The 25,539-nt window shown below is 64.2% G+C and carries 22 protein-coding genes; 9 read left to right on the forward strand and 13 right to left on the reverse strand.

Features of this window, described 5'->3' with window-relative positions:
• Nucleotides 1-2: 2 nt before the first annotated feature.
• The 7 genes from VNH11_16275 to argB all read right to left on the reverse strand — a co-directional run bounded on the left by VNH11_16275 (nucleotide 3) and on the right by argB (nucleotide 7,974).
• Entirely contained in the window at nucleotides 3-1,628 is a 1,626-nt protein-coding gene (locus VNH11_16275; GenBank protein HVA47927.1) for a hypothetical protein, read from the reverse strand.
• Nucleotides 1,625-2,650: an extracellular solute-binding protein gene (locus VNH11_16280; GenBank protein HVA47928.1), complete on the reverse strand. Its 1,026-nt coding sequence runs from the start codon at nucleotides 2,648-2,650 to the stop codon at nucleotides 1,625-1,627. Before VNH11_16280 ends, VNH11_16275 begins: the two co-directional genes overlap by 4 nt.
• Before the next feature lie 343 nt (nucleotides 2,651-2,993).
• Complete coding sequence (locus VNH11_16285) at nucleotides 2,994-3,962, reverse strand: multiheme c-type cytochrome (protein HVA47929.1); 969 nt, start codon at nucleotides 3,960-3,962, stop codon at nucleotides 2,994-2,996.
• 147 nt (nucleotides 3,963-4,109) lie between these two features.
• Nucleotides 4,110-4,859 (reverse strand): ribonuclease PH, encoded by a 750-nt coding sequence (gene rph / locus VNH11_16290; protein ID HVA47930.1) that lies wholly within the window; start codon nucleotides 4,857-4,859, stop codon nucleotides 4,110-4,112.
• Entirely contained in the window at nucleotides 4,856-5,773 is a 918-nt protein-coding gene (gene argF, locus VNH11_16295; GenBank protein ID HVA47931.1) for an ornithine carbamoyltransferase, read from the reverse strand. Before argF ends, rph begins: the two co-directional genes overlap by 4 nt.
• A 3-nt stretch (nucleotides 5,774-5,776) precedes the next feature.
• Entirely contained in the window at nucleotides 5,777-7,024 is a 1,248-nt protein-coding gene (locus VNH11_16300) for an aspartate aminotransferase family protein (GenBank protein ID HVA47932.1), read from the reverse strand.
• 71 nt (nucleotides 7,025-7,095) lie between these two features.
• On the reverse strand, nucleotides 7,096-7,974 hold the full coding sequence (gene argB, locus VNH11_16305) for an acetylglutamate kinase (protein ID HVA47933.1): 879 nt from the start codon (nucleotides 7,972-7,974) through the stop codon (nucleotides 7,096-7,098).
• A gap of 414 nt (nucleotides 7,975-8,388) precedes the next feature.
• On the opposite strand from argB, the gene VNH11_16310 reads away from it, so the two are divergent.
• From VNH11_16310 to VNH11_16320, 3 genes are all read left to right on the forward strand, one after another.
• Complete coding sequence (locus VNH11_16310) at nucleotides 8,389-9,339, forward strand: amidohydrolase family protein (protein ID HVA47934.1); 951 nt, start codon at nucleotides 8,389-8,391, stop codon at nucleotides 9,337-9,339.
• 491 nt (nucleotides 9,340-9,830) lie between these two features.
• Complete coding sequence (locus tag VNH11_16315; GenBank protein ID HVA47935.1) at nucleotides 9,831-11,834, forward strand: acetoacetate--CoA ligase; 2,004 nt, start codon at nucleotides 9,831-9,833, stop codon at nucleotides 11,832-11,834.
• Between the two features lie 176 nt (nucleotides 11,835-12,010).
• A complete protein-coding gene (locus VNH11_16320) occupies nucleotides 12,011-12,817 on the forward strand; it encodes a ParA family protein (GenBank protein HVA47936.1) in 807 nt (268 codons plus the stop codon).
• 187 nt (nucleotides 12,818-13,004) lie between these two features.
• On the opposite strand, the gene VNH11_16325 is transcribed toward VNH11_16320, so the two are convergent.
• The 3 genes from VNH11_16325 to VNH11_16335 form a co-directional block, all read right to left on the reverse strand.
• Nucleotides 13,005-13,775 carry a PIG-L deacetylase family protein gene (locus tag VNH11_16325; protein ID HVA47937.1) on the reverse strand — a complete coding sequence of 257 codons (771 nt, stop codon included), beginning with the start codon at nucleotides 13,773-13,775 and terminating at the stop codon, nucleotides 13,005-13,007.
• Entirely contained in the window at nucleotides 13,772-14,167 is a 396-nt protein-coding gene (locus VNH11_16330; GenBank protein ID HVA47938.1) for a hypothetical protein, read from the reverse strand. The genes VNH11_16325 and VNH11_16330 overlap by 4 nt, the downstream gene beginning before the upstream one ends.
• 156 nt (nucleotides 14,168-14,323) lie before the next feature.
• Nucleotides 14,324-14,896 carry a hypothetical protein gene (locus VNH11_16335; GenBank protein ID HVA47939.1) on the reverse strand — a complete coding sequence of 191 codons (573 nt, stop codon included), beginning with the start codon at nucleotides 14,894-14,896 and terminating at the stop codon, nucleotides 14,324-14,326.
• A 155-nt stretch (nucleotides 14,897-15,051) separates the two neighbouring features.
• Between VNH11_16335 and VNH11_16340 the strand changes: the two genes are divergently transcribed.
• The gene (locus VNH11_16340) at nucleotides 15,052-15,738 is read left to right on the forward strand and encodes an MT-A70 family methyltransferase (protein ID HVA47940.1); all 687 of its coding nucleotides are present in this window, start codon (nucleotides 15,052-15,054) and stop codon (nucleotides 15,736-15,738) included.
• Here the strand turns inward: VNH11_16340 and VNH11_16345 are convergent.
• Together VNH11_16345 and VNH11_16350 are read right to left on the reverse strand one after the other, a co-directional pair.
• On the reverse strand, nucleotides 15,718-16,026 hold the full coding sequence (locus VNH11_16345; protein HVA47941.1) for a hypothetical protein: 309 nt from the start codon (nucleotides 16,024-16,026) through the stop codon (nucleotides 15,718-15,720). The two genes, VNH11_16340 and VNH11_16345, sit on opposite strands and share 21 nt — an antisense overlap.
• Nucleotides 16,027-16,057: 31 nt before the next feature.
• Nucleotides 16,058-18,631, reverse strand: a complete 2,574-nt coding sequence (locus VNH11_16350; protein ID HVA47942.1) for a DNA translocase FtsK — start codon at nucleotides 18,629-18,631, stop codon at nucleotides 16,058-16,060.
• 455 nt (nucleotides 18,632-19,086) lie between these two features.
• Here VNH11_16350 and VNH11_16355 point away from each other — a divergent pair, with 455 nt between their 5' ends.
• Genes VNH11_16355 through VNH11_16365 form a run of 3 tightly spaced genes read left to right on the forward strand, consistent with a single transcriptional unit; the run spans nucleotide 19,087 to nucleotide 20,540 of the window.
• Nucleotides 19,087-19,647: a Panacea domain-containing protein gene (locus VNH11_16355; protein ID HVA47943.1), complete on the forward strand. Its 561-nt coding sequence runs from the start codon at nucleotides 19,087-19,089 to the stop codon at nucleotides 19,645-19,647.
• 56 nt (nucleotides 19,648-19,703) lie between these two features.
• On the forward strand, nucleotides 19,704-20,033 hold the full coding sequence (locus tag VNH11_16360) for a hypothetical protein (protein HVA47944.1): 330 nt from the start codon (nucleotides 19,704-19,706) through the stop codon (nucleotides 20,031-20,033).
• A gap of 42 nt (nucleotides 20,034-20,075) precedes the next feature.
• Nucleotides 20,076-20,540: a hypothetical protein gene (locus tag VNH11_16365; GenBank protein ID HVA47945.1), complete on the forward strand. Its 465-nt coding sequence runs from the start codon at nucleotides 20,076-20,078 to the stop codon at nucleotides 20,538-20,540.
• A gap of 22 nt (nucleotides 20,541-20,562) precedes the next feature.
• On the opposite strand, the gene VNH11_16370 is transcribed toward VNH11_16365, so the two are convergent.
• Nucleotides 20,563-21,921 carry a PhoPQ-activated protein PqaA family protein gene (locus VNH11_16370; protein ID HVA47946.1) on the reverse strand — a complete coding sequence of 453 codons (1,359 nt, stop codon included), beginning with the start codon at nucleotides 21,919-21,921 and terminating at the stop codon, nucleotides 20,563-20,565.
• Nucleotides 21,922-22,093: 172 nt separating this feature from the next.
• On the opposite strand from VNH11_16370, the gene VNH11_16375 reads away from it, so the two are divergent.
• Both VNH11_16375 and VNH11_16380 read left to right on the forward strand, forming a co-directional pair.
• Complete coding sequence (locus VNH11_16375; GenBank protein ID HVA47947.1) at nucleotides 22,094-22,336, forward strand: hypothetical protein; 243 nt, start codon at nucleotides 22,094-22,096, stop codon at nucleotides 22,334-22,336.
• Nucleotides 22,337-22,387: 51 nt separating this feature from the next.
• Nucleotides 22,388-25,537 carry a DUF1553 domain-containing protein gene (locus VNH11_16380; GenBank protein ID HVA47948.1) on the forward strand — a complete coding sequence of 1,050 codons (3,150 nt, stop codon included), beginning with the start codon at nucleotides 22,388-22,390 and terminating at the stop codon, nucleotides 25,535-25,537.
• Nucleotides 25,538-25,539: the final 2 nt, after the last annotated feature.

Here is a 25,539-nt window from a genome sequence, read left to right on the forward strand (position 1 = left end):
CGTCAAACCACTTCCAGGCAGCGATTGGTAAGCAGAAAATACGCCAGCACGGGCAAGAGGGCCACCGCCAACTGCATCAGAGCCAGGCTGGCCGCCACGTGGACCGGGCCGAAGTGCATGAACGTGAACAGCCGCAAGGCCAGCGTTCCCTGACCCGGCGCGCAGAGGAGTTGGCTGATTTCGACTTCGCCCACGGTGAGCACGTAACCGATCAGTACCGCCGCCAAGGCATGATCGGCCAACAGCGGAAGATCGATCCACCATGCCCGCCGCCAGCGGCCCAACCCCGACAGCCACGCCGACTCGCGCCATTCGCCGGCGATGCGGCGCTCGCCCGACGCCATGGCACGGGCGGCAAACGGCCAAGCTCGCGCGGTCAAGGCCAAGACGACGAGCGCGTTGGTGTTGCCCAACGCCTTCAGATCCACTGGCCAATCGCGATTGTAAAACTGGGAATAGGCCAGTCCCAAGACCAGCGCCGGCACGCCAATCGGCAGCAGCGACAGGAAGTCCAAAGCGAGGCTCTTTCGCCGGGCGGCCGCTCGCCCGACCACCGTGGCCGCCAGCAGCGCGAGGGCGGCTGCCAGCAACGCCGTGCGCAAGGTGTTGGCGGTCTCCGGCGCCGCGTCGCGAGCGGCAGCCAGAAACTTCGGCAGCGACCGGCACTCGACCACCATCGCGGAAACCGGCAAAACGACCGTGATCGCCAGATAGCCGGCCAACGCGGCCGCCACAAGCCAGGCCCGCCGCCCCAACTCGATGCGCTGAGCGGCCGTTTCGCTTCGGGCCGTGACATACTGCCGGCGCCGTTCGACGAACGCCAGCACTGCCACGGCGAACAGAGCGACCGAGAGCAAGGCCAGCGCCGATCGCGAGGCGCCGCCGCGATCGAGGTAGTTGGTCAGACGCAGATAGACCTCGATGGGAAACAAGCGACATTGCAGGACGTGCGGAACGCTGAAGTTGCCCAGGCTGAGTGCGAACGCCAGCAGCCAAGCGGCTGCCGCTTCCGGCCGAACGGCCCCGGCCAGCCATCGCCCGCGGCGCCACGGCGGCAACAGCAGGCGGGCCGCGTCCCAACCCGACTGCGGCAACCGGGCCAGTCCACGCCCGATGAGCAACATCGCCAGCGGAGCGTACATCTGGCCCAGCACCAGCACCGACGAAGTGAAATGCCCGGCGTCGAGCTGAGTCAGCCAAGGCCGCCAAGTGTCGCCCAGCCAGCGGTCGACAAGCCCGCTCGACCCATAGCAATAGACCTGAGCCAACGCCCACACCGCACTGGGTGAAGCGAAGGCGATCAGCATGGCCGTGGCCCACAGGCTGCGGGCCGGCAAATCGGTCAGTTCCAGCGCGGCCGCCACCAGGCCGCCCACGATGACGGCCACACTCGCGGCGGCGGCGCTCACCGCCAGACTGGCCGCGAACGAGGTCCAAGGGAACGCCGGCCGGCCCGCAACGCCGACGGCCGGCGACGGCGGCCCGGTGAAAGCTTGTTCGGGCGAAGAACGATCGCCGATGGCGAGCGCCGCCAAGGGCAGGAGCAACACCATTGCCACGCCCAAGGCCGGCCACAACGGCCAACCGGGCAAATATTCGTGCTGGTGCGCGATGCCTTTGCCGGTCACGGATGAAAGTGCTCCCGCGTCCAGCGACTGCTCGTGTCGAGTTGCTCGTAGATCGCCGTATGCGTTACCTGCATGGTTCGCAGCGGCCAAGCGCGCGACACGAACTTGGGCTGCGGCGAACCGCGGCGTACCGGCAAGTAGCCTTTGCCGTCGGCCGTGAGCGCCGCTTCAACCTGGCGGCTGACGAGGTAGTCGATGAGCCGCCGGGCCGACTCGCCGTGCGGCGCCCCGCGCACCAGCGCCACGCTGCTCGGCACCAGCAGCGTTCCCTGATCGTGCTGGTCGGGAAACACCATTCCGATCGGTTCGCCGTCGGCCAGACCGGAGAGCACGTCGTCGGTGTCGGTGAGTCCGACGAAAACCGGCGAGGCGCCCGGCTTGGCGCGGGCCACGAGATTCTTGACCATCGCGTTGCCGTCCACGATTCGCACGTCGTTGGCCAGAAGATCGTCGAACCACTTCGTCGCGCCTTCCGGCCCCAGCGCCGCGAACAGGGCGGCCGCGTGAGCGCGGGTGGTGCCAAACTGCGGGTCGGCGATGGCCACCTGGCCCCGCCATTCGGGCCCGGCGAGGTCTTGCAAGCCGCGAGGGGCCTTTTGTTCCGGCACATGGTCGGTGTTATAGACGATCACGCGGGCCCGCATGGCCACCGCGGTCCAACGGCCGTCGGCGTCTTTCGAATCGGCGGGAATATCGGCCGCTTCGGGAGACTCGTAACGATCGAGCAGGCCGCGATCGGCCAGCAGCAGTGTCTGCACCAGTTCGTTATTCCAAAAGACGTCGCACCGCGGCGACTGCGACTCCGCCAGCAACCGTGTTACGAGTCCGGTCGTCTTGGCCGCTTCGGCGTCGTAAACGGCGCGAACGTGAATGCCCGAAGCCGTTTGGAAGTCGTTCAAGATCGGCTCGGCATCGCCGCGGTCGATGGCCACGTAGACGACGACCTCGGGGGTATCCTCGCTACGGCAGCCCGGCAAAACGCACAGCGCGATTATCGCAAGCCAGATGCCGCCTTCGATCAATGGCGTCGCCCCTTTCGATAGTAGACCTCCGATCCGACTCGCATGAAATATAAAGGCGAGAAGTGGCCGTCAGCGTCACGTTGGGCGATGACGTCTTGAATCGAGTCGCCAAACCAGATGCAGCCGCTGGCCGGGTCGATTCCGGCGGTCCTTCCGATTTGTTTTGACAGATCATGCCGCCGCTGATATTCCGACAAAAGCTCTCGCGCTCGGTTCGAATCAGCTTCGGTCCAATGAGAAACGGTCATTCCAAATTCCTCAACGAACGCATATTCTACTGGCGGCGAACCTATGATCCATCTTAGATTGGCTACTCGACTAAGAAAAGGCCGACATTGCTTCGTCAAGGCCCCAGCTCCATCTTGGCATGCGCGACGACCAGGGCTTCGGCGTCGGGATACCAGGGAAACGACTTGTAGAGAAGCTGCACCTCGGCGACGACCGGCGGCCCGACGATGGGAAAACGTGCCTCGAACGTCTGGTCGATGCGCAGCTTCTCCGCACTCGACTCTCCACGAAAGGGCGTGATGCCTTTGATCAACTCCTGCCTGGCCAGCGTGATCTCGCCCCGCGAATTGCGCTCGATCACCTGAAGATACAGTACGCGATTGTGTCGCTCGCCCGGAAAGTTATGCCCCGTGGCATGGTTTGTGGCGGACACGACGAGTTCGTCGCGGTCGCGGCGGCAGCTCAGTTTCGCCGCCGAACGAATCAGATTGAGATCGTGTCCGCCGAGGCAGACATGATTGCGGCCGTGGGCCCTCTCGGCGACCGCCGGCATGTGGCACGACTGGCATTCTTTGCTCGCCGTGCGATACCGGCTTTCGTGCCAATCTTGATAGATCGCCTGGTGGCAGGCGCCGCAGGCCCGGCTGCCGCCGAAACCCTTGACCTCACGCGGACGGCAGGGCGCGTCGGCGATGGTCCGCGCGGCCGCAATGCCGCCCTCGGCCAGGCCATGACAGCTCAGGCAATCGACCCCGCTGGCCGGGTCGTCGGCGCGCAGCTCGATCGGAGCGCTGACATCCATCACGAGTTCGCGGACCGGAGCGTGGCACGACTGGCAGCGGCGGTCGAAGCCGAAATGTTGAAATGCGGCCTGCACCGGATCGTCGCTCCAGGCGCGCGAGTGGTACGAGGTTTGCCATTCACGCCACACCTGCTCGTGACAGCCACGGCAATCGCCGGCGGCCTTCACGCTCGAGGCGGCAGGCGACGGCGGGCCGGCGCGCGGCGCTTGGCCGATGGCCACCAGCAAGGCCAGGGCCACCAAGCAGAGCAAAGCAGCGGCAATTCGCGTTTTGGCAAACATGAAACGAGAAAGCGGGGCTTAATGAATTACGATCGGATTGTAGTGTTCTGCAAGTTATCCCGATTTTATGCCGCCGTCGTAAGGTGGGGCCAGTCCCGCGCGGACGGAACGCTTTCGGCGGAGGGGGCGACAATCGGCGTGCCGGACTCAGAACGGCCAGGCCCTGCGCAGCGCGGCGCGCTGCTTTTCGATAAGCTGCTCGATGCCGCCGCGGGCCAACTTCACCAAGGCCGCCAGCTCCTGCTCGCTGAAGGTCGCTTCTTCGCCGGTCCCCTGCACCTCGACGAAACGTCCCGCACCGGTCATGACCACGTTCATGTCGACGCTGGCGGCAAAATCTTCCTGGTAATCGAGGTCGAGCACCGGCCGCCCGTCGACCAGACCAACGCTGACCGCGGCCACGCTATCGCACAGCGGACGGCGCTGGGCGTCGGGCAATTCTTTGATCGCGGCCAGGGCGTCGACCAATGCCACCAATGCCCCGGTGATGCTCAACGTCCTGGTGCCGCCGTCGGCGTCCAAGACGTCGCAATCGACCGTGATCGACCGCTCCCCGAGGGCTTCCAGGTCGACGATGGCCCGCAGACTTCGGCCGATCAGCCGTTGAATTTCCGTGGTTCGGCCGTCGATCTTGCCGGCGCGATCCCGCGGCTTGCGAGGGCTCGTGCTGCCGGGCAGCATGCTGTATTCGGCGGTGACCCAGCCGCGACCTTCGCCTTTCATCCAGCCAGGCACTTCTTCGGCCACGCTGGCCGTGCAGAGCACCGTGGTGCGGCCGGCCTGAATAAGCACGCTGCCGGACGCGGTACGGGTGAAGCCCCGCTTGATCGTGATTGGGCGCAGCTCGTCGGCCCGCCGGCCATCGTGGCGGAGCAGTTTTGGATTTTGGGTTTTCACGCTTTGGCTCCCAGCAGCCAGGCCAAGATCCCTTTCTGCACGTGCAGCCGATTGGCGGCCTGTTGCACCACCACGCTCGACGGTCCGTCCATCACGCCGTCGGTCACTTCTTCGCCGCGACGCGCCGGCAGGCAGTGCATGAAGAACGTGTTTTCGGGCGCGTGCGAGAGCAAGGCTTCGTTCACCTGGTAGTCGGCCAGCGCCTGCCGCCGCACGTCGCTTTCGGCTTCCTGGCCCATGCTCGTCCAGACATCGGTATAGATGGCCGCCGCGTCGCGCACCGCTTTGCGCGGATCGGCGGTCACGGTCAGCTTCAATTGCGGCACCACCTTCTTCAGCAGGGCCAGAAAGTCGGCCTCGAACTGATACTCCTTGGGCGCCGCCAGGATAAACCGCATGCCCAGCTTGCCGCAGCCGATCGCCAGGCTGCGGGCCACGTTGTTCCCGTCGCCCACGTAAGCCAGCGTCCGGCCTTTCAACGGCCCAACCAGCTCGCGCAACGTAAACAGGTCGGCCAGCGCCTGGCAGGGATGCAGGTAATCCGTCAGCCCGTTGATGACCGTACACGTCGAATGCTCGGCCAGCTCCTGCAGCTTCTGGTGCGACTGAGCACGCACGACGATGGCGTCGACATAGGTGCTCAGCACGCGGGCAAAATCGGCGATCGTCTCCCGCGATCCCCAGCCCACCTCCTTGCCGAGAAACAGGCTGCTGCCGCCCAGATGACAGATGCCGGCCTCGAAGCTGACTCGCGTCCGCAGCGAAGGCTTCTCGAACAGCAAGGCGATCACGCGGCCGGGCAGCAGCGCCTCTCGCAGTCCCTGGGCGTGCTTGCTTTTCAGGTCTTCGCTGATGGCAAACACCCGCTCGAATTCGGCGCTCGACAGATCGGCCAGCGTGATTAAGTTGCGCATGGCTTATACGGGCTGCTCCACTTGTTCCTTCAATACTTCGGCCAGCACGTCGCAAGCGTCGTGGGCCTGTTGCTGGCTGAGATTGAGCGCCGGCAAAAGGCGGATGACCGTTCCCTGCGTGCAATTGACCAGCAGCTTGCGGTCCATGCAGGCTTTGACCACCGGCGCTCCTTCACGCGCCAGCTCGATTCCGATCATCATGCCCAGCACGCGAACGTCTTCAATGGCGTCGCACTCGCCGCGGAGCGTTTCCAGGCGGTCGCGAAAGACTTCGCTCACCTGCTTTGCGTTCTCCAGCAGGTTCTCTTCTTCGATCATCTCGATGGCCGCGATGCCGGCCCGTGCCGCGATGGGATTGCCGCCGAAGGTGGCGGCGTGCATGCCCGGCCGCAAACTGGGCGCGATTTCGGGCTTGGTCAGCATCGCTCCGCCCGCGATGCCCCCGCACAACGCCTTGGCCAGCGTCATCACGTCGGGCACGACGCCGAAGTGCTGGTAGGCGAACCACTCTCCCGTGCGGCCGAAACCGCTCTGCACTTCGTCGAAGATCAGCAGCAGACCGTGCTCGTCGCAAAGCTCACGCAGACCGGCGAGAAACTCTTGCGGCGGAATGTTGATGCCGCCTTCGCCCTGCACCGGCTCGACCATGATGGCGGCCGTTTCGGCATCGACCAGCTTGCGCACCGCCTCAAGATCGCCGTAGGGTGCATAGACGAAGCCGGCCATCAACGGCCCCAGACCTTCGTGATATTTCGGCTGGGCGGTGGCCGCGGTCGAACCGAGCGTGCGGCCGTGGAAGCCGCCGGTGAAGGTGATGATCTTGTAGCGTTGCTTGGGCGTGTGCAGGCGGGCCAGCTTGATGGCCGCCTCGTTGGCCTCGGTGCCCGAATTGCAAAAGAACGCCTGCCCGCCAAAACTCCGCTCCGAAAGCGCCTTGGCCCACAGCCCCTGGGCCTCGATGTACCAGGTGTTCGGCACGTGGATCAGCGTGGCGACCTGCTCCTGAACGGCCTTCACCACCGGCGCCGGACAATGCCCCAGCAGATTGCAGCCCCAGCCGGGAAACAGGTCGAGATAGCGCTTCCCCTCGCTGTCCCAGACATAGGAACCTTCGCCGTGCGTCAGGCACACCGGGTAGCGGTTATAATTCGGGATGACGTACTTCTTGAACAGCTCGATGACTTCGGACGACGAAGAAGCCAGCGACTGGGACACGGGGGGCGGTGCAACGGCGGCTTGCGAACTTGCCATGAGATGACTTCCTAATTGATTTTGTTCCACACGGGCGTAGAGACAAGCGACTCCGGGCCTTGGTTCGGCCTTCATTCGTTGACGATTTCGGTTCCCACACCGCTGCTGGTGTAGATTTCCAGCAGCAGCGAATGGCGCAGCCGTCCGTCGATGATGTGGATCTTGCTGACGCCGTTGTTGAGCGTCTCCAGGCAGGCTTCGACTTTGGGGATCATGCCCGACTCGATCGCACCGCTGGCCATCAACCCCCGCGCTTCGGCCGCGGTGAGCGAGTGGATGAGCGAGGCGGGGTCGTCTTTGCTGCGGCGGACGCCGTTCACGTCGCTGAGAAAGACGAGCTTTTCGGCCCGCATCTCCTGGGCGACGGCGGTGGCCGCCGTGTCGGCGTTCACGTTCAACTTCTGCTTCTGGCCGTCGACGCACATGGAGGGGATGACCGGGACGATGCCGGCATAGCACAGGTTCTCGACCGTCGTGCGGTCGACGCGCGTCACCTGACCGACGTGCCCCAGGTCGATCGGCTGGCCGTTTTCGCCGTCGAGCATCATCCGCTCGCCAAACAGGACGTTGGTGGTGTGGAAGTTGAGCGGCGCGGCGCGGCCGCCGAGTTCTTCGATGCGCTCGAAAATGTGCTCGTTGGTTTCATAGGCCAGCACGCGCTCGACGATTTCGAGCGCGGCGTCGTCGGTATAGCGGCGGCCTTGCACGAACCGCGGCACCAGCCCGGCCTCGGTCATGGCGCGGCTGATGGCCGCGCCGCCACCGTGGACCACCACGGGCCGCATGCCGACGGTGCGCATGAAGATGATGTCGAGCAGCAGGTGCCGCAGGGCGTTGGCGTCTTCCATCACGCTGCCGCCCAGCTTGATGACGGTGACTTTGTCGCGGAAACGCCGGATCCATTCCAGCGCCTCGATGAGCACGTCGGCCTTTTCGATGGCGCTAGACAGCGGCTTTGTCTCCTGGAACGTGGTCGGCTGGGCCTGGCCGGCGGGTAACCATTCAGCGACGGCAATGCTCACGGGCGGCGGTCCTCCGTTGTGTTGCGGGGCCGAAAGAAAACAAGCTTCCCCAGGGGAAGCGTGGTCTCGCCGGCGTCAGGATGGAAGAAAACGTTTTATTGTAGATGACGGCAGGGGGGTGTCAACTATTCTTCCGGCCTCGGCGGCTCATCGGCCGGAAAAACGGGCCGCCATCGATGATGCCCGGCGTCCGGCTTTACCGGCGGCAACCTTTGACAAGCCTTTGCCAGCCCGTGACAATGAGCTCTGACAGTCGGCGTGAGCCCATTGTGACAGGTCAGACTTGGGCGGCGTTGGGCAGAAGCAATCCAACGGCTACGGGAGATCCTTGACTTTCAAGCCATGCCAGAAAACGGCTACGACCCGCAACGCCTTGACCGCCGAAGATTTGTGAAGGCGTCGCTGATTTCTGCCGCATTGCCGATCGGCGCGGCAGCGGCGTGTCGCGAGAGCCGGGCCGCGGAGCCGCTGCCGGCAACGGCCGAGATTCCCGAGATCATCGACACCAACGTCCACTTGTTCGAGTGGCCTTTTCGCCGGCTCAAGTATGGCCGCACCGACGCCCTGATCGCCAAACTGCGGAAGCATCGCATCACAAGCGCGTGGGCCGGCAGCTTCGAGGCGGTGCTGGAGAAACAACTCGACCTCGTGAACCGCCGCCTCGCCGACGAGTGTAAGGCCCAGGGCGACGGCATGCTCGTTCCCATCGGCAGCGTCAACCCGGCCTGGCCTGACTGGGAGGCCGACCTTGAAGCGTGTCACGAACGGCACCGCATGCCCGGCGTGCGGCTCTATCCGATGTATCACGGCTACGCTCTCGACCACCCGGAGTTCGCCCGTCTGCTCGCCGAGGCCGCCAGGCGGAAAATGTTGGTGCAGGTCGTCCTGCGGCTGGAAGACGAGCGCGTTCAGCATCCGGCGGTGGCCGTGGAGGCCGTGGATGTCTCGCCGCTCGTCGGCTTGCTCAAGAATCTGCCCGACGCGAAGGTGCAGTTGCTCGATTCGGCGGGGCCGCTCTTGGGCAAAAACGTCGCCGCCCTGGTCAAGGAAACGACGGTCACGTTCGACGTCGCCGCCACCGAAGGAAATGGCGGCGTCGGGCGGCTCATCGAGGGTACGAACTACAGCTACCGGGGAGCGATTCCCGTCGAACGGCTGTTGTTTGGCTCTCATGCTCCCTATTTCCCGTGCGAGAGTGCATTGCTGAAGCTGTTCGAGTCGCCACTGGACCTGGAGCGGCTGCGGCTGCTCATGCACGCCAATGCCCGTCGTTTGATAGGCTCCCCGAGTTGAGTTCGTCGCCCACACTAACCCGAAGCGCAAGTTTCGACGTTGCGCTTTTGGCACCTGGCCGCGTAGCGGCGACAGAGTTTAGCCGTGGGCGCGAGCCCTCGTTGTTACACACAAGTTTCTTCTTGAACCTCGGCCTCCGGGCCGAAAAGTTCCCAGCAAAGGCGAAGTCGTGCATCCTCTGAAGGCCGATCCAGACGGTTTGAGGACCAGGCGGGTCGGCACGCTTCCGGTTCACGAACCCTCCAAGCTGGGCGATCAGTCGGACCATAATTCCCAGAGATGGCGGCTCGGACGGAGGGTCCTCGCGGTGAACCACCTTCCAGACCCCAAGCGGCACACGTACAGCGTGCGCCAGGCAGAGCGGCGTTTTGTTTTTGACAACGGTCAATGTTTTCTGACAACGGTAATTCGCTACGCATCCGCAACTGGACTTGGACGCGCACAGGGATTAGGATGCGTTCTGTCCATCGGAAGGGAGTTTTTCACATCGCATGACCAGCGCCCGCAACGGAATCTCGCCCGGCGAGCAACCCGATACAGGCTCCACACCCGAACTTCTCTGGCAACCGACGGCCGACCAGATCGCCCGATCGAACATGACCGCTTTCATGCGGTTCGTGGCCGATCGCGGTCATCCGGCCATGTCGGACTACCCGCCGCTCTATCAGTGGTCGATCGACAACCCTGAGGCGTTCTGGGCCGCCGTGTGGGACTTTTGCGGCGTTGTGGCCAGTCGCCGTTTTGACTCGGTGGTCGAAGACTTCGACCGCATGCCTGGCGCACGCTGGTTCAATGGCGCCCGGCTGAACTTTGCCGAAAACCTGCTTCGCTACCGCGACGACCGCCCGGCTCTGGTGGCCGTCAACGACCGCGGCGGACGGAGAGAACTGAGCTACCAGCAATTGGCGCTGGCCGTGGGACGCGCCGCGCGGGCGTTGAGGGCGTTGGGCGTGGCGCCGGGCGATCGCGTGGTGGGCTACCTGCCCAGCATTCCCGAAACGGTCATCTCGGTGCTCGCCGCCGCCAGCGTGGGGGCGGTCTGGTCGAACTGCTCGCCCGACTTCGGCGCCCAGGGCGTCTTGGACCGTTTCGGCCAGATCGATCCCAAAGTGCTGATCGCCGTCGACGGCTACATCGAAACCGGGCGGCACGTCGATCTGTCGCCGCGAATCGAACAAATCCGCGCGAACATCGCATCGCTCCAGCACGTGGTCATGATTCCCAATCTCGACCCGCCGGTCTTGAACTTAGACGCGCTGGCCGGCGCCGTTGCCTGGGACGATTTCATGTCCAGCGCTCCGGCCGGCCCGCCCACTTTCGAGCAGCTTCCGCCCGATCACCCGTTCTACATTCTCTATTCGTCGGGCACGACCGGGCGGCCCAAGTGCATTGTCCACAACACGGGTGGCGTGCTGGTCAAGCACCTGTTGGAACACATTCTGCACGGCAACCTGACGCGCGACGACCGCATGTTCTATTACACCTCCGCCGGCTGGATGATGTGGAACTGGCTCATCAGCACGTTGGCGGTCGGTTGCACAGTGGTGCTCTACGACGGCGCGCCCTTGGCCCCCAAGGTCGACGTCTTGTTCGACCTGGCCGAGCGCGAGCGGGTGACGGTCTTCGGCACCAGCCCCAAGTACCTATCGACCGTCGAAAAGATCCACGTCGAACCGATCAAGACGCACGACTTGTCGTCGTTGAAGGTGGTGCTTTCGACCGGGGCGCCCTTGCACGGCGAGAGTTTCGACTACGTCTATCGGGCGATTAAGCCCGATGTGCGGCTGTCGAGCATTATGGGCGGCACGGAGTTGTGCGGTTTTTTCCTCAGCGACAATCCCATCGGCCCGGTCTATCGCGGCGAGCTGCAATGCCTGACCTTGGGAACCAAGGTGGAAGTGTTCGACGAAGCCGGCCGATCGGTCGTCGGAAAGCCGGGCGAGCTGGTCTGCACGGCTCCGTTCCCCTCGATGCCGCTGGGCTTTATGAACGATCCGGAAGCGTACCACCGGACGTACTTCTCGCAGTTCCCCGGCGTGTGGCGCCACGGCGACGTGGCCGTGCTGAACGAGCGCGGCGGCATGGTGTTCTACGGCCGATCCGACGCCACCTTGAACCCCGGCGGCATCCGCATCGGCACGGCCGAAATCTATCGCCCGGTCGAGGCCGTGCCGGAGGTGTTGGAGTCGATCGTCGTCGGTCAGGACTGGGAGGGCGACATGCGGGTGGTGCTGTTCGTCAAGCTCCGCGAGGGGCTGGTGCTCGACAACGAGCTGCGAAAGCGGATCCGAGACGAGATTCGCCGCAGCGCGACGGTGCGGCACGTGCCGGCCCTGGTGCTGCAAGTGGCCGACATTCCCCGCACGCGCAGCGGCAAGCTGGTGGAGTTGGCCGTGCGCGACGTGATTCACGGCCGCGCGGTGCGGAACGCCGAGGCCCTGATCAACCCCGAGGCCTTGGAGTTGTTCAAGAACCGCCCGGAGCTGGCCCGCTAATTAGCCACCGCCGCTTGGCCAAGACGTCGCCAAAGAACCTTAACCTGGCGGGACGGCTCTCGCACCGCGATCTGCCTGAAATGACGGAACCTGCCGTTAGCTTGACCTAGGTCAATTTCGCCAGCTTGCGTATAATGCCGCCACACGAATCGCCTCACGCGGCAAGGAAGCTTCCGATGCGAAAAATCGCCATCATCAATCAGAAGGGGGGCGTGGGCAAAACCACGACCGCCGTCAATCTGGCGGCCGCGCTGGCCGCCACCGGTCAGCGGGTCGCGGTCATCGACCTCGACCCACAGGCCCACGCCAGCTTGCACCTGGGCCTGCCGCCCGAAAACGACGGCGGCTCCGTGTACGACGTGATGACCGGCGATGCCCGGCTGGCCGACGTGCGCCGCCAAGTGCAAGACAGCCTCTGGCTCGTCGGATCGCACATCGACCTGGCGGCGGCCGAAGTCGAGCTGGCCGGCGTGGTCGGCCGAGAACTGATCTTGCGCGATAAGCTTGCCGAAGACGACGAGCGGTTCGACTATCTGTTCATCGACTGCCCGCCCTCGCTGGGCATTTTGACGCTGAATGCCCTGGCGGCCGTCGACGAGGTCTTCATCCCCTTGCAGCCGCACTTTTTAGCCCTGCACGGTCTCAGCAAGCTATTGGAAACGATCGACCTGGTGGGGCGGCGGCTGAATCCGCGACTGCGGCTATCGGGCGTGGTGCTCTGCATGTTCGACGGCTCGACGCGGCTGGCGAGCGAGGTCTGCCACGACGTGGAACAGTTCTTCGAGCAGTGCCGCGCGGGCCGCACCTGCTGGTCCGATGCTCAGCCCTTTCAGACCCGCATCCGGCGCAACGTGCGGCTGGCCGAGGCGCCGAGCTTCGGCAAGTCGATTTTCGATTATGCCCCCGGCTCCAACGGCGCCGACGACTATCGTCAGCTCGCCCAAGAGGTGCTGCAGCTCGCCCCGGCGGTGGCGACGCCGTAAGGTGGGGCCCGTCCCGGCGCCGTGACGAGCGCCGGCCCGGTGAAGGCGGTTGGAAGGGCTTTTGGGGCGTGGTCCGTGTAGACTGCCAACGTGACGCTCCGCCCGGCAAGCGGGCGGCATCAGCCGGAAAAAAACCGCATCAACGTTTCTGCCACAAGGCCGACGTTTTGCGCATGCCAGTCCCACCCTACGTTCTTCGCAAACAATGGGCCGCGAGCGCGTCGGCCAGCGGGTCGGCGTCCGCATTGCAAAAGCCAAGGTGCAGGTGCCGCCGCCAGCCTTCGGCGTATTGAAAGCAGCCCGACATGCGGCCGACTTCGGCCGATAGCTCCTGCATGGTGCGCAGATAGGAGTCGAGTCCCTGGCTTTCGTCGAGCCAACGTTTCTGGCTGGCATGGCAGGCGAGCATGGCCGCCTTCTGCGGCATCACGTCGGTGACGTCGACAAACAGGCCCGGCAGCACGGGTTCGCCGAGCGGCGTCTGGTTTCCGTGCGGCTGAGCATGATAGACCGTCACCGGTTGCGAAACGGCCGGCGTGGGCGGCTCGGCGGGAAAGTTCGGCATACATCGGGCAAACGCCGCCGTCACCACCAGCCGGCAGGTATTCGTGTGGTCTTCCATGTAATCGACCGGCGAGTGCGTCAGCACGATCTGCGGTGACACCTCGCGCATGATGGCCGCCAGTCGCACGAGGGTCGGACGATCGTAAAAGATTTCCAGGTCGTTGACCAGGCTGTCGTGAAACACGGCCCCGATCGACCGGCAGGCCGCGACGGCTTCTTCACGGCGAACGCGGGCGACCGTGGCGGCATCGTGCTGCGTGGAGCCGCAGCAGCCGTTGGCCACGTTCATGTAGTGCAACTCGTAGCCGGCCTCGCGCAGGCGGATGAGCGTGCCCGCCATGACGAACTCGATATCGTCGGGATGCGCGGCGACGGCGAAAACGCGTTCGGTCATGGCCTGCGCCAATCGGCCTCGGCTTTGCGCATCACGCGTTCGGCCTCTTTGCGGCTAAAACCGAAAGTTTCGATGAAGGAGAGCACCGCCTCCCGCTTTGGGGCGGCAATTCTGCCATTCCAGATTGCGGCTGGTGGTGGAGTTTCCCCGCCGAGGACGCCGCGTTCGGGATTGAAGGTGTAGGTGATGCCTCCGACATTGTTGAGGCACAACCAAACTCGCGGTGGAGGGATTTTGGGCGGCATATTCGATCCTAACATCGAATACAGCCCTCCGCAGGAAAGATACTCGATCACCTTTTTCCTGTCGAGGACGGGCGGCGGTTCACCGGGCGGAACCAGTTCTATATCGTCCTCCGAGAGCGCCGCTATGTATGGCTCGTCGGGATCCATGGGAAGTTCGACGCGGTAAAGGTGCCGACCACGAACGCCTAGAGGACCGTGGTCTTCAAGGATTTTTCCGATGACCTTGCCGCTACCGAATTCGAACCTTACCCGATCGCCGACGCGGAACGGGAGCGCTTTTGACGCTGTTGCCATTTTTCCTCCTTACCAGGGTGGAACTCCATTGACGGTCATTAAGTGGTCGCGCATCACGCGGTCGAAACAGCCAGCAAGTTGATCGCAGGCGCTTCGCCAATCGCGCACAATCTGCAATTGCAACGTCGAAGTACCTACAGCGACGAGACTGAAGTCTTGATGGGCGATAGCGTTTCTCCACAGGTTCAGTTCTTCGAGGCGCTTTCGCCGATTCTCGTTGCGAACGTCGAGCTTTTCCACCGCGCCCCAAAACGACAGCCCAAATCTATTATAGTCGGAGCCAACGTTGCCTGGCGTTGGGTTTCCTCGATCGAGTTTACGGTTTTCGCCCAGTAGCGCGCCAAACGCTCTCGCCAGCACGCCGGTCAGGCTTTGAACAAGGTAGTCGGCACACTCGCGGTGCAAGTCGCGGCAAAACCCCTGGAACTGTGACGAGAGCAACACCGCGTATGCCTGATTGATCTGCTGGGTGGCATAGCGGCGGCCGCGGCCCGTGCCGCCGACACTCCTGTGGGCGGCCTCCAATTCATCGAGCGCAATCCGCCGTTCGTTCCGCCAAGCCTGAAGTGATTTCGACGGCATTGTGCCTCTCGCACCGAGAAAACGCTGTCCTTTGCTGGAAGTCTATCGCCGGCGCATCTCGCCAACAAGTTGGCCATTGATTGTCCCAACCTTTGCGGCCCGCGGCCGAGTGCCTTATGATGGCGGCCAACGGCCCGTTGAAGAAACAAAGAACCATGCCGCACAAGTCGATGTTGACCGGATTACAGGGTACGTTCGGCACGGTCCTGGCCGATCCGCCCTGGCGCTTTCAAAACCGGACGGGCAAAATGGCGCCCGAGCACAAGCGCCTGCGCCGCTACCAGACGATGAGCATCGACGAAATCTGCGCGATGCCGGTCGCAAAACATGCCGCCGAGCGCTGCCACCTTTATCTCTGGGTGCCTAACGCGCTCGTGCCCTGGGGACTGCAAGTGATGGACGCCTGGGGCTTCCAGTACAAGACCAACCTCGTGTGGTTCAAGGTCCGCAAAGACGGCGGACCCGACGGGCGCGGGGTCGGCTTCTATTTCCGCAACGTGACCGAGTTGGTTCTGTTCGGCGTGCGCGGCCAATTGAGAACCTTGCCTCCCGGCCGCCGCCAGGTGAATCTGCTTTCGACTCGCAAGGAAGAGCACTCCAAGAAGCCCGACGAGCTTTACCGCATCATCGAGCAGTGCAGCCCCGGCCCGCGGTTGGAGCTTTTCGCCCGCGAGCGCGTGGCAGGCTGGACCCAATGGGGCGATGAACTGGGCACCTATCTCGGCCGGCGGCCCGTCATCCCGCGATACAACGCGCACAAGATCAACGGCGCGGACGACTCATCGGACCCTGCCGACGATGTTCACACTCATCGGCGGCGATCACGCTCCCGCGCTTCGTAGCTCTTCATTTGCCGCGTGCCCCGCCGAAACCGATCCGGCATCCGACGCCCTTTTCAGCCGCGTCGTTTGACAGAAATACCGAATTCCTTCGCCCGCGAGATGATTGAGCCTCACAACCTCGCGCTCGGCTTCGTCGGCATCGTCAAGAACCGCCTTGACCGAGATACAACTCTCCAGGGGAGCGGTTGGCAACAAGAACTCGTCGATCCGCACGATGGCGTAGCCGTGTTCAAAGCGCCCCGGTTTCGCGGAAGAAACCCACTCGATGTCGGTTTGCGACGCGGTCATTTGGCTCCTCCCTCGGTTAAAGTCACTCGGCTCACGTTTCTTCATCGTCCTCGTGCCCTTCTTCCTCATGTTCTTTGTCGTCAACGTCCCCGCCCGCTTCCTCCGCCTCCACGTCGATCACGTCGCCCTCGTTATACTCATCAACCTCTTCCTCATCCGTGTCAAATGGCGCTTCCTCGGCCGCTTCTTCCGCGGCGGGCTTGATGCGGCGGCTGCGGGTCGGCTTGCTCGCTTCCACTTCAGCCGCCGCGTTCTGGCCCGACATCTGTTGCCATTGTTCGAGCGTGACCAGCACTTCGCGGGCCTGCGAACCGTTGTAGGCGCCCACAATACCGTCTTCGGACATGAAGTCGATCAGCCGCGCGCCGCGGCCGTAGCCGATGCCCAGCGAACGCTGCAACAGCGACACGCTGCCGCGCCCCTCGCGGACCACAATGTCGATGGCCGCCTCGTAAAGATCGTCTCGCTTCTTGAAGCGGTCGGCGTCGCCCTCGCCCGGTCCGCTGGCCTTCAACTGCACCAACTCCTTCACAAAATCCGGCTCCGTCGTGCCCACGAACTCCACGATTCTGTTGATCTCTTCGTCGCTCACGTAAGTGCCCTGACCGCGCAACAGCGTGCTCGTGCCCGGCCAGAGGAACAACAGGTCGCCGTTGCCCAACAGCTTGTCGGCCCCCATCTCGTCGAGCACCACGCGGCTGTCGGTGCGGCTGGCCACTTGGAAGGCGATGCGTGCCGGCAGGTTCGACTTGATAAGCCCCGTGATGACGTCGACCGTCGGCTTTTGCGTGGCCAGCACCAGGTGAATGCCCACCGCCCGGCTCTTCTGGGCCAGGCGAATGATGTGCGTCTCGACTTCCTTGGCCGAGGTCATCATCAAGTCGGCCATCTCGTCGGCCACAATCACAATGTACGGCAGGTGCGTGGGAATGTTCTGGCGCTCTTCGTCCGATTCGGGCTGCAAACGGTCGAACAGCTCTTCTTCGCCCAACTGGTTGTAGCCGGCGATGTGCCGCACGCCGGCGCGGGCCAGCAGGGCGTATCGCTCTTCCATCTTGTCGACCGCCCAGGCCAGGATCGCTTCGGCCTTGCGCATGTCGGTGACGACCGGGTGCATCAGGTGCGGCAGCGTTTTGTAGGGACTCAGCTCGACCATCTTGGGGTCGATCAGCAGCATCCGTACTTCGTCGGGCCGGCGGGCCATGAGCATCGACACGATCATCGTGTTCAGGCAGACGCTCTTGCCCGTGCCGGTGCGGCCGGCGATCAGCAAGTGCGGCAGCGAGGTCAGATCGGCGACCATCGGATTGCCCGACACGTCTTTGCCCAGGAAAATGGGAATGCGCATCTTCGCGGCCTTGGCCTGCGACTCTTCGATCACTTCGCGGAGCCGGACGAGCTGCCGCTCGGCGTTGGGCACCTCGACGCCGACCGTGTTCTTGCCGGGGATGGGTGCCACAATCCGCACGCTCGGCACGCGCAGGGCAATCGCCAGGTCGTCGGCCAGACTGGTGATCTTCGAGAGCCGCAAACCGGCTTCCAACTCCACCTCGAACTGGGCGATGACCGGGCCGGTTTCGATCTCCACCACCCGCACGTTGAGGCCGAAACTCGCGAACGCCTGCTCCAGCAGCTTGGCCTTGTGGCGGACCTCTTTTTCTTGCTCTTCGAAGGCGAACGGCTCGCTCTCCAAGAGCATGTCGATGGGCGGCAACTGATAGTCGGGCGTGTCCGCGGTGCGGCTGGCGGCGTCGAGCTCGTTCATCACCTGCTGGCGTTCGTCGCGCTTTCTGGGCGGCCGCACGCGCAGCGCGCTCGACGATTTCGGCTCGGCCACCTGCACGCCGCCCGACGGCTTGCCGAGCGGCTCTGCCTGGTCTTCGTCGACCACGTCGGCGGAACCGGCGTCGGCGATTTCGTTGGCGGCGGGCTTGCCGGCAATGCGGATGGGCGGGCCGTCGTCTTCATCGTCGGCCGGCTTGGCCGGGCCGTTCAGGTCGCTGCGGACCTTTGAGCGGCGCTGCGCATTGCTGCCGCCGATGCCGCCGAACGCGCGGCCGACGCTTCGGGCAGGAATCGCCACCAGCCAGCCCGACAGCCGCAGCAGCAAGTAATCGGTGGCCAGCAGCCAACCGGCGACCATCAGGCTGAAGGCCAGCACAAAAGAACCGGCCGTGGCGACGTGCGCGGCGAGCAGGCCGTAGAGCGTGGCGCCGAGGTAACCGCCGGCGCCGATCACCGGGCCGGGCGAGAACTGCGGCACGGCCATCGCGGCCAGCGTGGTCAGCCCGGCCAGCGACAGCAGCCAGCCGGCGCCGCGCAACGAGGGGTTGCGGACCGCCTTATGTCCCAACAGGGCCACGTCGAGCATGGCCAGCGAGACCACCAGGTAATAGGCGCCGAGTCCGAGCAACTGAAACAGCAGCGATGCCACGAGCGCCCCGACCCAGCCGCAGGCGTTGTTGGTTACGCTCTGGGGCGGGTAAACCAGGTCGCTGGGTGGATCGGCCGGATCGTAAGTGACCAGCGCGATGGAGAGAAAGACGCTCAGCGCCAACAGGAGCAGCGCCGCGAGGTCGAGTTTCGGATTTCGCTTTTCGAGCATGGTTTGGTTCTGCGGGGCAACACGGGCGGCCTTTTGGCAGCCGGTTTCCGATGGGGCAGATCCATGCCCGAACGCGACTTCCGTTGTGTCACTTCTTTACATCGGCACCGCCGCGGCCGCCGCCGCAACCTGGTCGCCGGTTGTCCCTTCTCATTGCCGAGACGGGCATGCCCGACTCAGCCGCAAATCCGGAGCGACCGTTATACGTCGTGCGGCCCAAAAATGAGGCTCGCCATTGCCGAAGAAAATGCGGTGGCTGGGGCAGAGCTTGGCCAGGACCGGCCCGGTTTGAGGACACGCTCTGCGGCCAAGCTCTGCCCCGGTTTGACGCACCGGGGCGTCGAAGCAACTAGGTTGGTGTGTGAATTTGCAAAAACTCGGGGCCGTCGCTTTGAACCGTGCGGTAATTCGGCGTACAATTCGGGGTTGCCCGTGTAACCCAACCCGCGCCGCCCATGTTCCTGAGATTCGACACGACAAAAACGCTGCAGTCCATCGGCGTCGTTCTCCGTCAGCACCATCTGTGTGCCGCGAGCAAGCTGCGCATTGTCAAGCTGCTTTACGTGGCCGATCGCGAAAGCATTCGCGAAACGGGCTTCCCGATTTTGGGAACCAAGACGGTCGCGATGGACCACGGGCCGCTGCACAGCGCCGTCTTGGACCTCATCAACGGCGAGCACGTGGACGAGCCGTGTTTCGCCGCCAGCTTCGACAAGTTCGGTTATATGGTGCAGATGGTCACCGACCCCGGCGTAGACCGGCTCTCGCGGTACGAGATTGAAAAGCTGCAGGAAGTTTGCGAGCGATATGCGGCCGCGGGCGATTGGGAACTGGCCCATCATGTGACGCACCGGTTTCCAGAGTGGCAGAACAACTTTCGGCCGGGGACGTCGACCACGATTTCAATCGAGTCGATCATCGACGCAGTCGGCCGAGGCGACGACAAGGCGTCAATCATGGACGACATTCGGCAAGAGCTCGATGCAGACGTTGCCTTCGGCGCAAAATCGTTGTAGCGAGGACCACGGTCAAGGCCGGCGATACATTTCGGTTTCGCGCTGGCGATCCACATTTGTGGATCATCATCTCCGACCCCGACAAGGACGCCGAGAACGTTTTGATCGTGAATGTCACGAGTTGGCGGGCGGACAAAGACCAAACGTGCCTGGTCGGCCCCGGCGATCATCCCCTTATCGAACACAACAGTTGCATCAACTTCCACGGTTCGCGGGTCTATCCAGACCAGCACTTGAACTGGCTGTTCAACGGCGACAAAATCGTTTTGCATGAGCCGCTTTCGCCGGCGGTGCTTCAGCGAGTGCGAGAGGGCGCCGTTTTGTCGCCGCGCATGAAGCTGGCTCACGGACAAATACTACTCGCCCAGGGGCTGGTCGAGAGCTGACGGAGCTGCGTGGGGCCACACGATTGATCAGGAGCCACGTCTATGAAACTCGACCCTCAGATAACCGGCAACGTCGGGCTGTATTACTGCTGCTATCAGCTTTCGCTTCGCGGCTGGAACGTAATGCCGACAGCACGCAATGCACGGGGCGTCGACATCATCGCCTACAACACCAATGCATCGCAGTTCGTCGGCATCCAAGTGAAGTCGCTCAGCAAGAAGGCGCCGGTCCCGCTCGGCCAATCGCTTGACAAGATCATGGGCGACTTCTGGGTCGTCATCAATAACGTCGCCACACAGCCTCGCGCTTACGTGCTTAGGCCAGCCGAAGTGAAGGAGCGGGCGCATCGCGGAGAGAAGGATGGCAGAGTGTCGTTTTGGCTACAGCCTAACCAATACGAGCACGAGTTATTCCACGAAGCTTGGCAACGTATCGGCTTTGGCCGACAGGATCAGGAGTTGCCGGTAAACGGCGTCGTACCGCAATCGGTATTGCCGAATCGCTGATTTTACGCAGGCCAATCCCACCCTACTTTTCCACAATTCGCACGTTCGTCGACAGAAAATACGGCACGCGGTCGGTAGCGAAGACGGCTTCGCCGAAGATGGCCTGCAATCCCTTTTGAGGGAGCGGCAACACAAATTCGTGGCCATCGCCGCTCGCTTCCATCGGCTGACTCGACCAGCGGGCCTCGCGGAAGTCGCGCGTGGGCGATTCGGCCAGCCAGGCCGAGACGCGCTGCGGGGGTTCGCTCGACGTGACCCGCAACCGCAGCTTGCCGGGCTCGTCGATGAACTTCCAATCGAGATCGGCCAACTTCAGCTCGCCCGCCGCCTGCCGGTGCAAGGCGGTGACCGTGCCCAGCGTGCGCTCGCGATCGTTCAACCCGTGACCCTGATTGGGAACGTACAAGACGTACTTCTTGCCCGTCAGGTCGGCCCAGTAGAGATTGAGTGCGTCGAGCGGCCAATAGCGGTCGTTCGTGCCGAGCAGAATCAGCTTCGGCTGGTCGATGAGATGACGATAGCTGTAGGGATCGACGATCGACACCAGCCGCTGGCCGCGGGGCGTGGCCAGGAGCAGGTGCAGGCCGCGCTGGGTGTAGTCGCGAATTTGCTCCGAAGGTTTGCCCCAGCTCGCAAGCTGGTGCGGCATCTGCTTGGGCAGGTTGAGCGTGTCGATCACGGCGGGCGCCAGGGCGGTGACGCGGCGATCGACCGCGGCGGTGAGCCAGGTGGTCCAGCCGCGCTTCGAGGCGCCGGTGACCGTGAACTCGTCGACGTCGAGCGACCATTCCTGTTTGGCGAACTGTCCGATGGCGTCCATGCCCGCCACCGCGCTCTTGACCATCGGCAGCAACAAGGGCCAAGTGGCGTCGTCGGTTTTGACGAACTGCGTGAAGGTGTGCGAGATCAAGGCGTCTTCGCGCATGCCGTGAAGCGGCTGGTGCGGCACCTGCAACAGCACGGCGAGCGGCGTGCCCGTGTTCTCGGCCACCGCGGCGTACATCGCCGCCTGTCCCGGCACTTCTTCGCCGGCCGCCGGCGGCTGTTCGAGTTCGGGCTTCCAGTTTCCGCCGCCGATGACCAAGAGTGCCCGGCCGCCGTCGCGGAGCTTCTTGGGCTTGAGCACGAAGAGCTGGTGTTTCCAGGCGTGGTCTCGCCAGGTCTGCGAGGTGAGTGTCAGCTCGCACCACGTGCCCTGCGGAATCTCGCCGCGTCGCCGCACGGTCCAGGCGAAGCTCTGGTCGGGCGTTTCCACGTAATCGGCCAGGGCACCCTTGGTCTTTGTGGTGTCGGCCTTCGCGGCCGTTTCGTCGGCCGAAGCCGGTGCGGCCATAAGCGCGAAGGCGGCCAAGAGCAGTTCGAGATATAAAGCGTGCTTCATCATTCCTCGTGGCGAGCGGGATGCGTCAGCTTCCCGGTAAGGGTAGTTGTGATTGGAATACTCAATTAGACTCGCCGGCCTTCCGCGAGGCAACCTCGGCGGTGGCAATCGCCTCGCCCCTTGATACACTTGAAGAAGCTGAACCCCCCAACGCCGAACCTCCAAGACTCCAATGAGAGCTGACGCCGTTCGCACCGAAGTTATCCGCATGGTCCGCCAGGCCCCGTTCCGTCCCTTTGTTCTCAGCATGGAGAACAGCGACCGCGTCACCATCGGTCATCCCGAGAACATTGCATTTGAGCCCGAAGGGGAATCGCTGGATTTTTATGTGATTGCTGGCGGCATTCGGCTGTTCGCCACTTTCAATGCCGTGGCGAGCGTGGCGATGGCCGATTCGATCGAGCATTTGGCGTAACGTGGCAATCGCGAACAACGGCTTCGGTCAGCCATGCAAAATGTACTCGGCATGATCCGTCTTACCATCTGGTCGTCGGCCATCGTCAGCGTGAGCTGGCCGGCGGCGACCGCCCGCGCTGAAGACCCCGCTCGGCCGATTGAATTCAATCGCGATATCCGGCCCATCCTGTCAGACAACTGCTTCCAGTGCCACGGGCCTGACCGCGCACAACGCAAGGCCGACCTGCGGCTCGACCTACAAGCCGAAGCCCTGGCCGAGCGCGACGGCGGCCGTCCGATCGTGCCGGGCAACGCCGCCGCCAGCGAGCTGCTGCGGCGAATGACCACGGCCGATGCCGATGAACGAATGCCCCCCGCCGACAGCAAGCGCCGGCCGACCGCCCAGCAGATCGAACTCCTCCGGCGCTGGATCGAGCAGGGCGCGCCGTGGCAAGCGCATTGGTCGCTCATTCCGCCCCAGCGGCCCGCCGTGCCGACGCTCAACGAGAGCGACGGGCCTGCCAGTCCGATCGACGCCTTCATTCTCGCACGGCTCCGGCGCGAGGGCCTTCACCACTCGCCGCCCGCCGACAAAACAACCTTGCTGCGCCGCGTCACGCTCGATTTGACCGGCCTGCCGCCGGCCCCCGCGGAAGTCGATGCTTTTCTCGCCGACGACGCACCCGACGCTTACGAGCGGGTCGTCGATCGACTGCTCGCTTCGCCGCGTTTCGGTGAACGCATGGCGGCACGCTGGCTGGATGGCGCCCGGTATGCCGACACGAACGGCTATCAGAGCGACGGCGAGCGGATCATGTGGCGCTGGCGCGACTGGGTGATTGAAGCCTTCAACCGCAAGCTGCCGTTCGATCAATTCACCGTCGAGCAGCTTGCCGGCGACCTGTTGCCCGGTTGCACCCTCGATCAGCGGATCGCCACCGGCTTCAACCGCAACCATCGCGGCAACGCGGAAGGCGGCATCGTGCCGGAAGAGTACGCCGTGGAGTATGTGGTCGACCGCGTGGATACGACGGGCACCGTCTGGCTGGGTCTGACGCTCGGCTGCGCCCGCTGCCACGACCACAAGTTCGATCCCTTCAGTCAGCGCGATTACTACCGGCTGTTTGCCTACTTCAACAACGTGCCGGAGCGCGGCAAGGCGGTCAAGTACGGCAACTCGCCGCCCGTCGCGCTCTCGCCGACCCGCGACCAGCAGGCCGGCCTCCAATCGCTCGAACGGCAGCTTGCCGCGGCCGAGGAGTCGTTCGCCAAGCTGGCAGACCCACTCGCCACCGGCCAGCAGGCGTGGGAGCAGTCGCTCGTGGGCGGCCCGCCGCTCGATTGGACGCTTACCGAGGGTCTGGTGGCGGCCTATTCCTTCGACGGCGATCTGCTGAATCGTGTCGACGCGCAAAAGAGCGGCCGCATCGTCGACGGTGCCGAGCAGTTCGCCGCGGGACGCACCGGGCAAGCGGTGCAATTCGACGGCCGCAGGTTCGTCGAGGCCGGCGATCTCGCGCCATTCGGCTTTTACGACAAGTTTACGCTTTCGGCCTGGGTGCGGCTGGGCGACGACCCCCGCGGCACCATCGTGTCGCGAATGACCGATGCGACGCAGGCCGATGGTTATTACCTGACCGCGGACGGCGGCAGAATTCAGCTCAACCTCGTCAAACGCTGGCTCGACGATGCCCTGCGTGTGGAGACGCAGCGCAGGCTCATCCCCGGCCGGTGGCACCACGTCGCCGCCACCTACGACGGCTCTCGCGTGGCGTCCGGCATTCACATCTACATCGACGGAGAGGCCGAACCGCTCAACGTGCCGCTCGACGATCTGAATCAGTCGTTCGACACCAAGCAGCCGCTGCGCATCGGCGGGGGCGGTGGAAGCGACGGACGGTTTCGCGGCGCGCTCGACGACGTGCGCGTGTACCGCCGCGCGCTCGACGCCGACGAGGTGCGGGTGGTCGCCACGGTCGAAACGATCGGCGACATCGCCGCCATGGCGCCCGAGCACCGGCCCACCGGCATGACGCTCAAAATTCGCGCCTGCTTTCTGAACGAGGCCGCGCCGCCAGCGATTCGCGACGCATGGCGGCAGGTGGTTGAGCTTGGGAACCAGCGCACCGCCATGATCGAATCGTTCCCCACGACGATGGTCATGCAAGAGTCGCCGCAGCCCCGCCCGACGCACCTGCTCGTTCGCGGGCAATACGACCGGCCGGGCGACGCCCTCTCTGCCGGCGTGCCCGCCAGCCTGCCGCCGCTTGCCGACGGCTTGCCGAACAACCGGCTCGGCCTGGCGCGTTGGTTGGTCGGTCCGACCAACCCGCTCACGGCCCGCGTGGCCGTCAATCGCCTTTGGCAGATGCTGTTCGGCACGGGGCTGGTGAAGACGGTGGACGACTTCGGCGCGCAAGGCGAACCGCCTTCGCACCCGGAATTGCTCGACTGGCTGGCCACCGAGTTCGTCGCCATGGGCTGGGACGTGAAAGCGATGCTCCGCCAACTGGTCACGAGTGCCACGTATCGGCAATCGTCCAAGGTATCGCCGGAGCGGTTGGCGCGCGATCCCGACAATCGCTGGTTGGCGCGGGGGCCGCGGTATCGGTTGTCGGCGGAGATGGTCCGCGACCAGGCCCTGGCCGCCGGCGGCCTGCTGGTCGAGCGGCTGGGTGGGCCGTCGGTCAGGCCCTATCAGCCCGAAGGCCTCTGGAACGACTTGTCGGGCGTCGACTACGTGCAGGACCACGGCGAAAAGCTCTATCGCCGCGGGTTGTACGTCTTCTGGAAGCGGACGGTGGCGCCGCCCGTGATGGTCACGTTCGACGCCGCCGGCCGCGAGACGTGCATCGTGCGCGAGACGCGGACCAACACGCCGCTGCAAGCGCTGACTTTGTTGAACGAGGTCAGCCTTGTCGAAGCGGCCCGCGGCCTGGCCGAACGGGCAATGCAGGTGGCCGAGTCGCCGCCGCGGCGAATCGAATGGATGTTCCGCCTCGTCACCGCCCGGCTGCCCAGCGCCACGGAGCTCGACACTCTGTTGCGCGGCTGGCAGCGGCACGCGGAACACTATCGGACGCACGCGGAAGCCGCCGCGGCCGCCATCAAGATCGGTGAATCGCGGCCGGATGCCGCGCTGGACGCGGCGCAACTGGCGGCCTACATGGCGGTGGCCGGGGTGATCTTGAACCTGGACGAGGCGGTAACGAAGCAATAGGC

The organism is Pirellulales bacterium (genome assembly GCA_035533075.1).
GTDB lineage: Bacteria > Planctomycetota > Planctomycetia > Pirellulales > JAICIG01 > DASSFG01.

Coding starts and splice junctions, on each gene's coding strand:
- VNH11_16285 (HVA47929.1), bottom strand. CDS start 3,962: ATGTTTGCCAAAACGCGAATTGCCGCTGCTTTGCTCTGCTTGGTGGCC.
- argF (HVA47931.1), bottom strand. CDS start 5,773: ATGCGCAACTTAATCACGCTGGCCGATCTGTCGAGCGCCGAATTCGAG.
- VNH11_16300 (HVA47932.1), bottom strand. CDS start 7,024: ATGGCAAGTTCGCAAGCCGCCGTTGCACCGCCCCCCGTGTCCCAGTCG.
- VNH11_16310 (HVA47934.1), top strand. CDS start 8,389: ATGCCAGAAAACGGCTACGACCCGCAACGCCTTGACCGCCGAAGATTT.
- VNH11_16315 (HVA47935.1), top strand. CDS start 9,831: ATGACCAGCGCCCGCAACGGAATCTCGCCCGGCGAGCAACCCGATACA.
- VNH11_16320 (HVA47936.1), top strand. CDS start 12,011: ATGCGAAAAATCGCCATCATCAATCAGAAGGGGGGCGTGGGCAAAACC.
- VNH11_16325 (HVA47937.1), bottom strand. CDS start 13,775: ATGACCGAACGCGTTTTCGCCGTCGCCGCGCATCCCGACGATATCGAG.
- VNH11_16330 (HVA47938.1), bottom strand. CDS start 14,167: ATGGATCCCGACGAGCCATACATAGCGGCGCTCTCGGAGGACGATATA.
- VNH11_16335 (HVA47939.1), bottom strand. CDS start 14,896: ATGCCGTCGAAATCACTTCAGGCTTGGCGGAACGAACGGCGGATTGCG.
- VNH11_16340 (HVA47940.1), top strand. CDS start 15,052: ATGCCGCACAAGTCGATGTTGACCGGATTACAGGGTACGTTCGGCACG.
- VNH11_16345 (HVA47941.1), bottom strand. CDS start 16,026: ATGACCGCGTCGCAAACCGACATCGAGTGGGTTTCTTCCGCGAAACCG.
- VNH11_16350 (HVA47942.1), bottom strand. CDS start 18,631: ATGCTCGAAAAGCGAAATCCGAAACTCGACCTCGCGGCGCTGCTCCTG.
- VNH11_16355 (HVA47943.1), top strand. CDS start 19,087: ATGTTCCTGAGATTCGACACGACAAAAACGCTGCAGTCCATCGGCGTC.
- VNH11_16365 (HVA47945.1), top strand. CDS start 20,076: ATGAAACTCGACCCTCAGATAACCGGCAACGTCGGGCTGTATTACTGC.
- VNH11_16370 (HVA47946.1), bottom strand. CDS start 21,921: ATGAAGCACGCTTTATATCTCGAACTGCTCTTGGCCGCCTTCGCGCTT.
- VNH11_16375 (HVA47947.1), top strand. CDS start 22,094: ATGAGAGCTGACGCCGTTCGCACCGAAGTTATCCGCATGGTCCGCCAG.
- VNH11_16380 (HVA47948.1), top strand. CDS start 22,388: ATGATCCGTCTTACCATCTGGTCGTCGGCCATCGTCAGCGTGAGCTGG.